We start from the raw sequence: 11,986 nt of genomic DNA, 5'->3' as shown, positions 1-11,986 counted from the left end.
CGTCCCAACGTTCACGTGCGGCTTGGTCCGCTCGAACTTTTCCTTTGCCATGTCAGCTCCTCAATTCGGAATCAGCTAATTACTAGATATGGATCGGGGCGACCGCACGTGCGGTCGCCCAAACACGTTGATTACTTCGTACCCTTGGCGGCCATCACGGCTTCGGCGATGTTCTTCGGTGCCTCAGCGTAGTGCTTGAATTCCATGGTGTACGTGGCGCGGCCTTGCGTGGCCGAGCGCAGCGCGGTCGAGTAACCGAACATTTCCGACAGCGGGACTTCGGCCTTGATGATCTTGCCGCCGCCTGCCATGTCGTCCATGCCCTGCACGATGCCGCGGCGGGACGACAGGTCGCCCATCACGGTACCGGTGTAGTCTTCCGGCGTTTCCACTTCCACGGCCATCATCGGCTCGAGCAGCACCGGGCTGGCGCGGCGCATCGCTTCCTTGAACGCCATCGAGCCGGCCATCCGGAACGCGTTTTCGTTCGAGTCCACGTCGTGGTACGAACCGAACGTCAGCGTGACCTTCACGTCGACGACCGGGAAGCCGGCCAGGACGCCCGCAGTCAGCGTGTCTTCGATACCCTTCTGCACTGCCGGGATGAATTCCCGCGGAATCACACCGCCCTTGATGGCGTCGACGAACTCGAAGCCCTTGCCAGGCTCTTGCGGTTCCAGCGTGATCACTGCGTGGCCGTATTGGCCGCGGCCGCCCGACTGCTTGACGAACTTGCCTTCGACGTCGGTTGCCGTCTTGCGGATCGTTTCGCGGTAGGCCACCTGCGGCGCGCCGATGTTGGCTTCCACGCCGAATTCGCGCTTCATGCGGTCGACCAGAATTTCGAGGTGGAGCTCGCCCATGCCCGAAATGATGGTCTGGCCCGACTCTTCATCGGTCTTCACGCGGAACGACGGATCTTCTGCAGCCAGGCGGTTCAGCGCCAGGCCCATCTTTTCCTGATCGCCCTTGGTCTTCGGCTCGACGGCCTGCGAGATCACCGGCTCCGGGAACACCATGCGCTCCAGCACGATCGGCGCGCTCGGATCGCACAGCGTGTCACCCGTGGTCGCGTCCTTCAGGCCCACTGCCGCAGCGATGTCACCGGCCAGCACTTCCTTGATTTCTTCGCGCTGGTTGGCATGCATCTGCAGAATACGGCCCAGACGTTCCTTCTTCTGCTTGACCGGGTTGTACACCGTGTCACCCGAATTGACCTTGCCCGAGTAGACGCGGAAGAAGATCAGCTGGCCAACGAACGGGTCGGTCATGATCTTGAACGCCAGCGCCGAGAACTTTTCGTTGTCGTCAGCCTTGCGCTCGAGCTTCTTCTCGTCGTCGTTCTCGTCCACGCCCTTGACCGGCGGAATGTCGACCGGCGACGGCAGGAAGTCGATCACGGCGTCGAGCATGCGCTGCACGCCCTTGTTCTTGAACGCGGTGCCGCACAGCATCGGCTGGATTTCGCAGGCGATGGTACGGTCACGCAGCGCCTTGACGATCTCGGCACGGGTCAGCTCTTCGCCGCCCAGGTACTTTTCCATCAGCTCTTCGCTGGCTTCGGCCGCGGCCTCCACCATCTTCTCGCGCCATTCCTCAGCGGTGGCTTGCAACTCGGCCGGGATGTCCTTGTATTCGAACTTCACGCCCTGGCTGGCTTCGTCCCAGATGATGGCCTTCATTTCCAGCAGGTCGACGACGCCCTGGAAGCCGTCTTCCGCGCCGATCGGCACCACGACGGGCACCGGGTTGGCCTTCAGACGGGTCTTCAGCTGGTCATAGACCTTGAAGAAGTTCGCGCCGGTACGGTCCATCTTGTTGACGAACGCCAGACGCGGCACCTTGTACTTGTTGGCCTGACGCCAGACGGTTTCCGACTGCGGCTGCACCCCGCCCACCGCGCAGTACACCATGCACGCGCCGTCCAGCACGCGCATGGAACGCTCCACCTCGATGGTGAAGTCCACGTGGCCCGGGGTGTCGATGATGTTGAAGCGGTGCTCGGGGTAGTTGCCCGCCATGCCCTTCCAGAAGGCGGTGGTGGCAGCGGACGTGATGGTGATGCCGCGCTCTTGCTCCTGCTCCATCCAGTCCATGGTGGCGGCGCCATCATGCACTTCACCGATCTTGTGGTTCACACCGGTGTAGAACAGGATCCGCTCGGTCGTGGTGGTCTTGCCGGCGTCGATGTGAGCAGAAATACCGATGTTACGGTAGCGCTCAATGGGGGTCTTACGAGCCACGGTTAATCCTCAGATTCGTCAACGGGGCGCCGGCAATCGCCAAGCGCCCCTAATACAAATGGGCGAGATGTGCGCACACAGCCCGCCCAGCAACCAACAACGTTGTCGCGTCGCTTAGAAGCGGAAGTGCGAGAACGCCTTGTTGGCTTCGGCCATGCGGTGCACTTCGTCGCGCTTCTTCATCGCGCCGCCGCGGCCTTCTGCAGCTTCGAGCAGCTCACCAGCAAGACGCAGGGCCATCGACTTCTCGCTGCGCTTCTTCGCAGCTTCCCGCAGCCAACGCATCGCCAATGCCAGACGACGCGACGGCCGGACTTCGACCGGCACCTGATAGTTGGCACCGCCAACACGGCGGCTCTTCACTTCGACCACCGGCTTCACGTTGTTGATTGCAACGCTGAAGACTTCGATGGGCGCCTTGCCTGCTTTCTTCTCGATCTGGTCGAACGCACCGTAGACGATACGCTCAGCCACCGACTTCTTGCCGTCCAGCATCAGGACGTTCATGAACTTGGCGACTTCCACATTGCCGAACTTCGGGTCCGGCAGAATTTCCCGCTTGGGGACTTCACGACGACGTGGCATCTTCTTTCCTTCTTCAGTTCAGTTGAGAACCGCTTCGGTTCTCCGGCCACCAACTAGCTTGTCTTCCAACAATCTGAGCCGGGTGACCACTTACTCGACGGTGCCAGTGCGATCGAAAAAACGCACCGTTGTACCGCCTGCTCATGACAAGACCGTGACCGCAGATGCGGCGCGATCCTCGCAGCTTAGGCTGCCTTCGGACGCTTCGCGCCGTACTTCGAGCGCGCTTGCTTACGGTCCTTGACGCCTTGCAGGTCAAGGGAGCCGCGCACGATGTGGTAACGCACACCCGGCAAGTCCTTCACACGGCCGCCGCGGATCAGCACGACGCTGTGTTCTTGCAGGTTGTGGCCTTCACCGCCGATGTACGAAATGACTTCGAAACCGTTGGTCAGGCGCACCTTGGCGACCTTACGCAGTGCCGAGTTCGGCTTCTTCGGCGTCGTGGTGTACACGCGGGTGCACACGCCGCGACGCTGCGGGCAGTTCTCAAGTGCCGGGCTCTTGCTCTTCAGCTTTTCCGAGACGCGGGGCTTGCGAACCAGTTGGTTGATGGTTGGCATTGTTCAATCCAGCTTGGTTTTTGAAAAATCGCCGGCTCACATAACGTGAACGCCTCATTTATGAGGCGGACGGCGCAATCGGGTTTTATGGAAGTGGCGAGCAGAACGCTCTGGGAAGAGGACCTGCGGGAACAGATCAAGACCAAAGAGCGCGAGCCCGTCTGGTTCAGATGTCTTGCACGGCGCTTTGCCGGGCACGGACGTGCGGAGCCAGAAGCCAAAAACTCGAATCTGGCACTATAGCCGGGTGTGTTGCAAGCGTCAAGCGCGCTACCGCTCTGGTAGCGCGGTGTGCCGATCAGCACCCCCGGTGTGTCGCGTGGGCAGCACGGCGTGCGGACTCCGGCCACAGGAAGGCCAGTGCGGCGGCGGCCACGAAACCAAGCGCGAGGACCGACACGCCGACCCAGCCGGCACGGTCCCACGTCGCGCCCGCAAGCCCGCCGCCTGCCGCAGCGCCAAAAAAGAATGCCCCCGTATAGAGCCCGTTCACTCGTCCGCGGATTTCGGGCGGCAGCGTGTTGACGGTGTACCGGCCCAGCGCCTGGTCGCCGATCGCGCCGAAATCCAGCAGCAATGCCGCCGCCGCCAGCATCGTCAGCGCGACGGGAACGCCCAAGCCGGGCACGAGCGCCGACGCCAGCGCCAGTAGCAAGCCGGCCGCCGCAATGCCATGGGCGAGCAGCGTTCCCACGCGCACCAAGCCACGATCCGCCAGGCGGCCCGCCACGGGCGCGGCGACCACCCCCGCCGCGCCGCACAGCGCAAAGACGCCGATGCCGCTCTGCGACAGGTGGAACGGCGCCGCCGCCAGCCGGAGTGCCACAGCCGTCCAGAACAAGGTGAACGCGGCCATGAGCAGCGCCTGGGTGGCAGCGCGGCGTCGCAGCACGGGCTCGGCGCGCAACAGGCGTCCGTATGAACGCAGCAGCGCGCCGTAAGACAGCGCGCGCGGCGGCACGAAGGTCGGCATCACGCGTGGCAGCACGACCGCCAGCGCGACAATCGCCACGGCGGAGGCGCCGTAGTACGCCCGCCACCCCCACTGCGCGGCGATCAGGCTCGCAGCCGGTCGCGACAGCAGGATACCGAGGTTCAGGCCGATCATGATGTCGCCGAGCACGCGGCCGCGCCGATGGTCGCCCGCCAGGCGCCCGGCCAGCGCAATCAACATCTGGATGACGGTCGAGGTGACGCCGATAGCGAAGGCGGCCAGCATCAGCACCTGCCCGCTGCGCGCGACGGCGGTCAGCGCGAGCGACGCCACGGCGCCCCACAGCGTGCGCGAGACTAGCGCGCGGTTGTCCTGCAGGTCGGTCAACGGCATCAGCAGCAGCAGCCCGATGCCGTAGCCGACGAGCGTGGCCGTCACCAGCAGCCCGGTGGCGGCCGTCGTCCATCCGATGCTGGCGGCAATCTCGGCGACGAGCGGCTGTATGCCGAACAGGTTCACGACGATGAGCCCGACGGCGGCGGCAAACAGCGGCGTGGCGCCACGGGGAAGCGCGTCGGCGAGGGGCGTGTTGAGAACGGCTGGGGCTTCGGTGGTCATGATGCGCGGGACGAGGAGTCGGAGACCCCCATCCTAGCCAGCCGATTCGCGCAGATTAAGGTAGCCTCTGGCGCCATATTGTTTCCATACGTGCGCAAATATGGATCGGCTTTCTGACGTGGTGGTCTTCGTGCAGGTGGTGGAGCGCGGCAGCCTGTCGGCGGCGGCCGATGCAATGGGGATGTCGCGCGGCGTGATCAGCAAGGCGCTCGCGCGGCTGGAAGCGCGGCTGCAGACGCGCCTGCTGCAACGCACGACGCGGCGCCTGTCGCTGACCGAGGCGGGCGCGGCGTTCTTCGAGAAGAGCCGCGAAGGCCTTGCCCTCGTGGACGCCGCCGAGCAGGCCGTGACTGCCCTGCGCGACGAGGCGCGCGGCACGTTGCGCGTGTCGGCGCCGGCCTCGTTTGCGGTGACATTGCTGGCGCCGCTGCTGGGCGCATTCCAGGCGCGCTACCCGGCCGTGCAGATCGACCTGGACATGAACGACCGTTATGCCGATCTGGTCGCTGGGCGCATCGACGTGGCGGTCCGCATCGGCATGCTAGAGGACTCGTCGCTCGTCGCGCGGCGGCTGGCCAGCTGCGCACATGCTATCTACGGCGCGCCGTCGTACTTCCGCAAGCACGGCATTCCGCGCACGCCGGACGATCTGCGCCAACACAACTGCCTCGTCTATGCCAATTACGACGGGCCGTACGATTGGATCCTCACGGATACGGCAGGCCAGCGCCATGTGGCGCACGTGTCCGGCTCGATGCTGGCCAACAACAGCCTCGTGCTGCGCGAGGCGGCGCGCTCAGGGCTGGGGGTGTCGCTGGGGCCGGCGTACCTCGTGCGGGAGGACATCGCGGCCGGGCGCCTGCAGGCCGTGCTGACCGACTACACCGCGCGCGAAGTGCCGCTGCACGCCGTGTTCACGCAGCGCGTCCATCTGCTCCCGAAGGTGCGCGCGTTCGTCGATTTTCTTGGCGAGCATCTGGCGCGCACTGGCGTGATGGGGCCACTGCCCCTGGCAGCCAGCTAGGCCGCTTCGCGGCACTTCGCCAACACGTCGAGCAGCGCCTGCCCATACCGGTCCAGCTTGGCCACGCCGATGCCCGGCAACTCGCCCAGCGCCTCGCGCGAATCCGGATCGGTCTGGGCAATGTGCGCGAGCGTGCTGTCGTGGAAGATGACGTACGCCGGCACGCTATGCTCGCGCGCGGCCTGAGTCCGCCACGCGCGCAACGCCTGCCAGCGCACCTGCGCCTCCGGCGAAAGATCGGCGGCCGGATCGGCGCGGCGCTCCTTCTTCGTCAACGAGGACGATGTGCCGCGCGCCTTCTCTGTCTGACGGCGCAGGATCACGCGCTGCTCGCCCTTGAGCACCGGACGCGCCGCATCGGTGAGGATCAGCGCGCCATGGCCGCCGTGGTCGACCGCAAACAGGCCTTGTGCGACCAACTGGCGGAACACGCTGCGCCACGCCGCTTCCGACAGCGCGCTGCCGATGCCGAACGTCGACAGCGTTTCGTGGTGCCACTGCTTGACCCGCTCGGTCGCGTTGCCGCGCAGGATGTCGATGAGCTGGCCCGCGCCAAAACTCACGCGGCTGGCTTGCTGGACGCGGTATGCGCACGACAGCGCCATCTGCGCCTCGCGCGTGGCATCCCAGGTTTGCGGCGGCGTGAGGCACGTATCGCAGTTGCCGCAGGGCTGGCTGCTTTCGCCGAAGTACGCAAGCAGCGCCACGCGGCGGCAGGTTGCCGCTTCGCACAAGCCAAGCAGCGCTTCGAGCTTGGCGGTGGAGACGCGTTTGTGCACATCGTCCGCATCGGATTCGTCGATCATGCGGCGCTGCTGCACCACGTCGGCCAAGCCGTAGGCCATCCACGCGTTGGCGGGCAGGCCGTCGCGGCCGGCGCGGCCAGTCTCCTGGTAGTAGCCCTCCAGGCTCTTGGGCAAATCGAGGTGCGCAACGAAGCGGACGTCCGGCTTGTCGATGCCCATGCCGAAAGCGATGGTCGCCACCATCACGACGCCCTCCTCCTTGCGGAAGATCGCCTGATGGCGGGCGCGCACTTCAGAATCCATCCCGGCGTGATACGGCAGCGCGCGGATGCCCTGCTCGGCCAGCCACTGCGCGGTCTCTTCCACCTTCTTGCGCGACAGGCAATAGACGATGCCGGCGTCGCAGGTGTCGCCGTCCATGTGCTCGGCGCGAATGAAGCGCAGCAGTTGCTGCCGCGCGCTGTCCTTCTCGACGATGGTGTAGCGGATGTTCGGGCGGTCGAAGCTGGAGAGGAAGACGCGGGAACCCGTGAGCGCGAGCCGTTCGATGATCTCGTCGCGCGTGACGGCATCGGCCGTGGCGGTGAGCGCAATGCGCGGCACATGCGGGAAGCGCTCGTGCAGCACGGAAAGCTGGATGTACTCGGGCCGGAAATCGTGCCCCCACTGCGACACGCAGTGCGCTTCGTCGATGGCGAACAGGCCGATGCGCGATCGCTCAAGCAACTCGAGAAAGCGCGGCGTCATCAACCGCTCGGGTGCCACGTAGAGGAGATCGAGCCGCCCGGCCGCGAGATCGCGCTCGACCTGCGCGGCCTCGGCGCCCGTCAGCGCGGAGTTGAGATACGCGGCGCGGACGCCCGCCTCTTCCAGCGCGGCCACCTGGTCCTGCATCAGCGCAATGAGGGGCGACACGACGATGCCGGCACCCTGCCCGCGCCGGTGCCGCACGAGCGCCGGAATCTGATAGCAGAGCGATTTGCCGCCGCCGGTCGGCATCAGCACGAGGCAATCGCCGCAGTCGGCGACGTGCGCGACGATTTCCGCCTGGGGGCCGCGGAAGGCGCTGTAGCCGAACACATCGTGCAGCACCGCATGCGTCGCGGCGGCGGTGTCTTCGGGCAGCGCCTGCAGCGCGTGGTCTATGGCGGGAGAGTCGTACATCGGGACGGCGGGTGCGCGCGATGTCACGCGCGGGCTGGGCGAAACCGCTATTGTGACAAACCCCGCCGAGGGGCGGTCAATCAGGACAGTCGGATTGTCGGAAACGCTGCGGTCAGACCTTGCGCGCAACGATGCGATGGATTGTCCGCCCCGACGATTGGCTAACGGCCGCTTCGTCGAAAACCACTTCAGTGCCGGCCAGCGCCTCGCGCACGGGCGCCGCATCGAACGACGTGAACAGCCGGCCGCGCCCATCGCGCTGGTCGGCGTCGGGCGTGACGCGCCAGCTCAGATACAGCGTGCCGCCCGGGCGCAGCAACGACACCAGCCGCTGCACCGCCGCACCAATCTGCTCGGGCGGCGGATGCATGATGACGGTCTCGCAGAGGACGTTGTCGAACGCACCTTCGGCAATGCCGACCAATTCAGGCAAGACCGCCTGCCGGAACGACAGCCCTGGATATTGCTCGCGTGCCGCTTCCAGCAGCGCGGCAGACGCGTCGTAGCCGACCGCCGGGTAACCGTTGGCGTTGAGCCACGCCACCTCGCGCCCCGCGCCGCAGCCGATGTCGGCGGTGGCACCGCCTGCCTTGAACTCGCGGCGCAGCAGCGCGTACAGGTCTTCAGGCGCCGGCTGGTCGCGCCACTCCTGCGCGAAGGTTTGGGCGAGCGCGTCGTAGGCGGCAACGGTCTGCGTGTCCATGGCGACTCCGGAATCGTGTGGGCTACTTCATCGTGAAACTGCGGAGCAGCGTCAGATCGCCGGCCTTGCGCATCGGCACAACAAACGTCTGCTGGCGTTCGGACGGCGTGTTCTCGTCGGTGATGATGGTGACGGTGGCGGTGGTGATCGCGCTGCGGTCGTTGCCGCTGCCGTAATAGTTCACGTAGACGAGGTACGTGCCGGGCACCGGCGCCGGGTTCGAATAGATCTCGGGCCCGTAGCCAGTGGTGACGTCCACGTCGAGCGCGCCGCCGTTTTCAACGACGCGGTTGCCGTACCAGGCGTGCTGACCGTCGGGCGAGATGACATGCAGGTCGAGATCGGTGCCGTCGGTGTCCCACGCGAGGACCACGCGCAAGCGCGGACGCTGCTTGCCGGTGTAGCTGTCGTAGAACTGCACGCGCTTGGCGTCGCCGCGCGCGCTGCGCACCTCGACGCTGTTGCTGCCCGCGCCAAATGCGTACGGACGCGAGAACGTGCCGTCGGCCTCGATGCGCTGCGGCATGGCCACGCCGTTGACGATCAGCGTGCCGACCGACGCGCCATCGGCGCCACGGCGGCGGCGCGGCTTGTTCTCGTCGGTTGCTGCGGCCGCCTTCGGCTGGTTGCGGATGCGCCCGGCGATCATCGACGCCACGCCCTGCCCTTGCGGCGTGGACACCGACACCGCCGGGTAATGCACGTCCTGCGTGTAGCGGGACTCGTCGCCCGCGGAATTGCGCCAGCCGTTGAGCGGCGCGGCGATCTCGACATTGCCGGTGTCGGTTTGCGCGAGCACGCTGCCCGCGGCCGCAAACGTGGCCAGCGCAATCGCGACGGCAAGACGGAAAGTGGAAAGCGTCATGCGGATCGCCTTAGAAGCGGATCGATTTCATCAGCGCCAGCTCACCGATCTTGCGCAGCGGTACGGTCACGAACTCGCGCCGCTCGTTGGGCGTGTTCTCGTTATAGATGAGCGTCAGTTGCGCGGTGATGAGATCGCGGTCGTGCGCTTTTTCGTCGAAGTTGTAGCCGCCGGCGTTGAAGTTGCCCCAGTAGTTCACGTAGAACAGCCACACGCCGGGGCGCGGCGCGGCGGTCGAGAAGATCTCCGGCCCGGCACCGTCGACGCTGTCCACGTCGAGGCCGCCGCCGTCGGACAGCAGCGGTTGCGCCCAGAACGCGTGATCGCCAATCGGCGAAATGACGTGCATGTCGACCTCGGCGCGCGGGTCGTCCCACGTGAGGATGGCGCGCAGCTTGGCCGACGTCTTGGTGGTGTCCGCCTCGTAGAACTGCAGGCGTTGGCGCGACTGGCCGTCGGCACTGACGATTTCGACGCTGTTCGAGCCCGGGCCGAACGCCCAGGGGCGGGCGAAGCGGCCTTCGCCATCGCCATACAGCGGCATGGCGTTGCCGTTGACGACAAGCACCGGCGGGCGGCGTTGCTTGCCGGCCGCGCGGAGGCGTCCGGCGATGAGCGTGCGGTACTTTTGCGCGCCACGGTCCACGGGCGGTTTTGGATACGCCGCGGTGTATTGCTCCAGCTCGTTGGTCAGCTTGCTGTTGCGCCAGCCGCCGATCGGCCCTTCCAGATCGGCCACCGGCTCAGCCAGCGCCGAAGCGGCCAGCAGCAGCGCAACGGTGCCCAGCGCCAAGCGCGTCATCCCACTCTTCACAGCAAACCCTCCCCTCGGATCAGGCGACGCGCCATCGCCTCGACAAACTGTTCGTCCTGCCCGCGCGGGTGGCGCGCAAAGGCAAGGTGCAGATATTCGTGCGTCAGCGCGATGCGGTCTTCCTCGGTCGCAAGCCGGTGCACGTAGAGCCGGTTGCGGCGTGCATCAGCGTACGGCCGGCCCTCGTGCACGACGCACACGGCGGGCAGCGGCGGCGCCTCGTAACCCGGCTCGGCAGCCAGGCGGGCCGACCAACCCGGCGCGCGCGCCTGCAGCCACTGCTGCGCACCCGCCACCGGTGAGCAATCTCCCCCCACCGGGCTCTGGAACGACGTGAGCGTCGCCTGCGGCCACCACTGCGCGAGGATCGCGTCGAACCCCTGGCCGCGTTGCGCGGCGGCGCGCGCCGCGGTCCAGCTCATCTGGCCGCGCGCGCTGATGGTGCCGTGGTACTGCACGGACTGGCCGGTCAGCACCAGCGCGTCAGTAAATTCGGCTGCGTTGCGCGCAGCGGCCTGCGGCGGGCGCGGCAGCACGCGCTGCGTGCGTGAGCTGTCGGCGATGCGGTAGCAGCCCTTGTCACGCGAGGCGTGCTGCACGAGGTAGCTGCGCGCCGCCACGGCCAACGCACGCGCGGCCTGCGGCTCGGCAAGCTCGCCTTCGCGCTCGACCACGCGCGCCACGTAATCGTTCATGCCCAGGCGGCCAGTGATGACGGGCACGTTGTTCGGGCGCGCGAGCGTCAACTCGCCCCGGCTCTCGATCGGCAGCGTGTTGCCGTTGACGAAGCGCACGGCGTAGCGGCCTTCCAGGCGACCGGCGGCGACCGGCTTGCCGCTGGCGTCGCGCACCTCGCGAATCGGATAGCGCGCAAAGAAGTCCACCTCGACACAGGCATCGTCGTCGGGCACGGGCGTCCGTTCGATCAGCGGCGTCAGGCGCGGTGCGGCAGCGGCCAGCACCTGGTTGCTCGATCCGGCACCGCCGAGCCAGACGGGCGTGCCGTCGGCCAGCCAGCCCGCGGCCCCGCCGATTGACGCGCCCGGCCGCTGCGGGTCGGGCATCGTCCACGTCTTGGCGCGCAGCAGGCCACCGAAGTGCGAGACCGTGCCCTCGCCCCGCCCGATGGTCAGCACGGAAATGAGCGTTTGCGCGGCGGTCTCGCGGCCCTCCGCCGGCACGCTGCGCAATGCCGCGAGCAGATCGGCGACCGGCACGCGATGCGTCGGCTGCATGGCTCGCAGCTCGCGCAGCCACGTGGGCGACGCGGCTTGCTGCCAGAAGCGCCGCCAATCCGCGCGGTCCAGTCCGAGACGCGCCGGTTCGAAATAGCGTCCGCACGACTGGATGAGCGCGCGCTCGCGGTCGATGCTGTTGCCGGCGGTGCAGCAGTAGACCTCTTCGGGGTCGTTACCGTGGCACGTGTAGTCGGGCGTGCTGATGCGGCGCGAGACGAGGTAGCTGTAGACGAAGAGTTTCCAGACGCTGCCGAGCGGTGTTTCGGTGTCGCGCGGCAACGCAGTGGCTTGCGGCATGCCGCCGGCGGGGTCAGCGCTGAACTGCCAGAGCTTGGCGTCATCGCCCTGCAACGCGGCATATTTCAGTGGCGGAACCGGCTGGCCAACCGGCGCGGCGATGGCGTGTCCGGCCTGCCCGGCAAGCGCGAGCGCGCCGCCAGCCCAGAGCAGGCCGGTCAGCACACCGCGCGCAAGCAGGCGGGAAGGCAT

General features: G+C 66.9%; 10 protein-coding genes. 1 reads left to right on the top strand and 9 read right to left on the bottom strand.

Annotated features, from left to right (window positions below; genetic code table 11):
* Positions 1-131: 131 nt before the first annotated feature.
* The 4 genes from fusA to A6M56_RS08070 form a co-directional block, all read right to left on the bottom strand.
* The gene (gene fusA, locus A6M56_RS08085) at positions 132-2,243 is read right to left on the bottom strand and encodes an elongation factor G (protein WP_045785053.1); all 2,112 of its coding nucleotides are present in this window, start codon (positions 2,241-2,243) and stop codon (positions 132-134) included.
* Between the two features lie 114 nt (positions 2,244-2,357).
* Positions 2,358-2,828 carry a 30S ribosomal protein S7 gene (gene rpsG, locus A6M56_RS08080; protein ID WP_006576502.1) on the bottom strand — a complete coding sequence of 157 codons (471 nt, stop codon included), beginning with the start codon at positions 2,826-2,828 and terminating at the stop codon, positions 2,358-2,360.
* A 185-nt stretch (positions 2,829-3,013) separates the two neighbouring features.
* Positions 3,014-3,391, bottom strand: a complete 378-nt coding sequence (gene rpsL / locus A6M56_RS08075; RefSeq protein ID WP_003265519.1) for a 30S ribosomal protein S12 — start codon at positions 3,389-3,391, stop codon at positions 3,014-3,016.
* 298 nt (positions 3,392-3,689) lie between these two features.
* Entirely contained in the window at positions 3,690-4,943 is a 1,254-nt protein-coding gene (locus A6M56_RS08070) for an MFS transporter (protein WP_102080167.1), read from the bottom strand.
* Positions 4,944-5,043: 100 nt separating this feature from the next.
* On the opposite strand from A6M56_RS08070, the gene A6M56_RS08065 reads away from it, so the two are divergent.
* Positions 5,044-5,967, top strand: coding sequence for a LysR family transcriptional regulator (locus tag A6M56_RS08065; RefSeq protein WP_102080168.1), 924 nt, complete (start codon positions 5,044-5,046; stop codon positions 5,965-5,967).
* Here A6M56_RS08065 and recQ read toward each other — a convergent pair.
* From recQ to A6M56_RS08040, 5 genes are all read right to left on the bottom strand, one after another.
* Positions 5,964-7,877, bottom strand: coding sequence for a DNA helicase RecQ (gene recQ, locus A6M56_RS08060; RefSeq protein ID WP_102080169.1), 1,914 nt, complete (start codon positions 7,875-7,877; stop codon positions 5,964-5,966). The genes A6M56_RS08065 and recQ overlap by 4 nt on opposite strands.
* Positions 7,878-7,989: 112 nt before the next feature.
* On the bottom strand, positions 7,990-8,580 hold the full coding sequence (locus A6M56_RS08055; RefSeq protein ID WP_102080170.1) for a class I SAM-dependent methyltransferase: 591 nt from the start codon (positions 8,578-8,580) through the stop codon (positions 7,990-7,992).
* A 22-nt stretch (positions 8,581-8,602) separates the two neighbouring features.
* Positions 8,603-9,445 (bottom strand): YfaP family protein, encoded by an 843-nt coding sequence (locus tag A6M56_RS08050; protein ID WP_045785058.1) that lies wholly within the window; start codon positions 9,443-9,445, stop codon positions 8,603-8,605.
* A gap of 10 nt (positions 9,446-9,455) precedes the next feature.
* Entirely contained in the window at positions 9,456-10,247 is a 792-nt protein-coding gene (locus A6M56_RS08045; protein ID WP_257984057.1) for a YfaP family protein, read from the bottom strand.
* An 8-nt stretch (positions 10,248-10,255) separates the two neighbouring features.
* Positions 10,256-11,986, bottom strand: a complete 1,731-nt coding sequence (locus A6M56_RS08040; protein ID WP_102080172.1) for a YfaQ family protein — start codon at positions 11,984-11,986, stop codon at positions 10,256-10,258.

This window comes from Ralstonia sp. RL, from assembly GCF_001683835.1.
GTDB lineage: Bacteria > Pseudomonadota > Gammaproteobacteria > Burkholderiales > Burkholderiaceae > Ralstonia > Ralstonia mannitolilytica.
Note: the sequence above shows the minus strand (reverse complement) of the source record. Positions and strands in the feature narration are given on the sequence as shown.

Bases quoted from the DNA above. Each gene is read 5' to 3' on its own strand.
- rpsG (WP_006576502.1), bottom strand. From the start codon at position 2,828: ATGCCACGTCGTCGTGAAGTCCCCAAGCGGGAAATTCTGCCGGACCCG.
- rpsL (WP_003265519.1), bottom strand. From the start codon at position 3,391: ATGCCAACCATCAACCAACTGGTTCGCAAGCCCCGCGTCTCGGAAAAG.
- A6M56_RS08070 (WP_102080167.1), bottom strand. From the start codon at position 4,943: ATGACCACCGAAGCCCCAGCCGTTCTCAACACGCCCCTCGCCGACGCG.
- A6M56_RS08065 (WP_102080168.1), top strand. From the start codon at position 5,044: ATGGATCGGCTTTCTGACGTGGTGGTCTTCGTGCAGGTGGTGGAGCGC.
- recQ (WP_102080169.1), bottom strand. From the start codon at position 7,877: ATGTACGACTCTCCCGCCATAGACCACGCGCTGCAGGCGCTGCCCGAA.
- A6M56_RS08055 (WP_102080170.1), bottom strand. From the start codon at position 8,580: ATGGACACGCAGACCGTTGCCGCCTACGACGCGCTCGCCCAAACCTTC.
- A6M56_RS08050 (WP_045785058.1), bottom strand. From the start codon at position 9,445: ATGACGCTTTCCACTTTCCGTCTTGCCGTCGCGATTGCGCTGGCCACG.
- A6M56_RS08045 (WP_257984057.1), bottom strand. From the start codon at position 10,247: ATGACGCGCTTGGCGCTGGGCACCGTTGCGCTGCTGCTGGCCGCTTCG.
- A6M56_RS08040 (WP_102080172.1), bottom strand. From the start codon at position 11,986: ATGCCTTCCCGCCTGCTTGCGCGCGGTGTGCTGACCGGCCTGCTCTGG.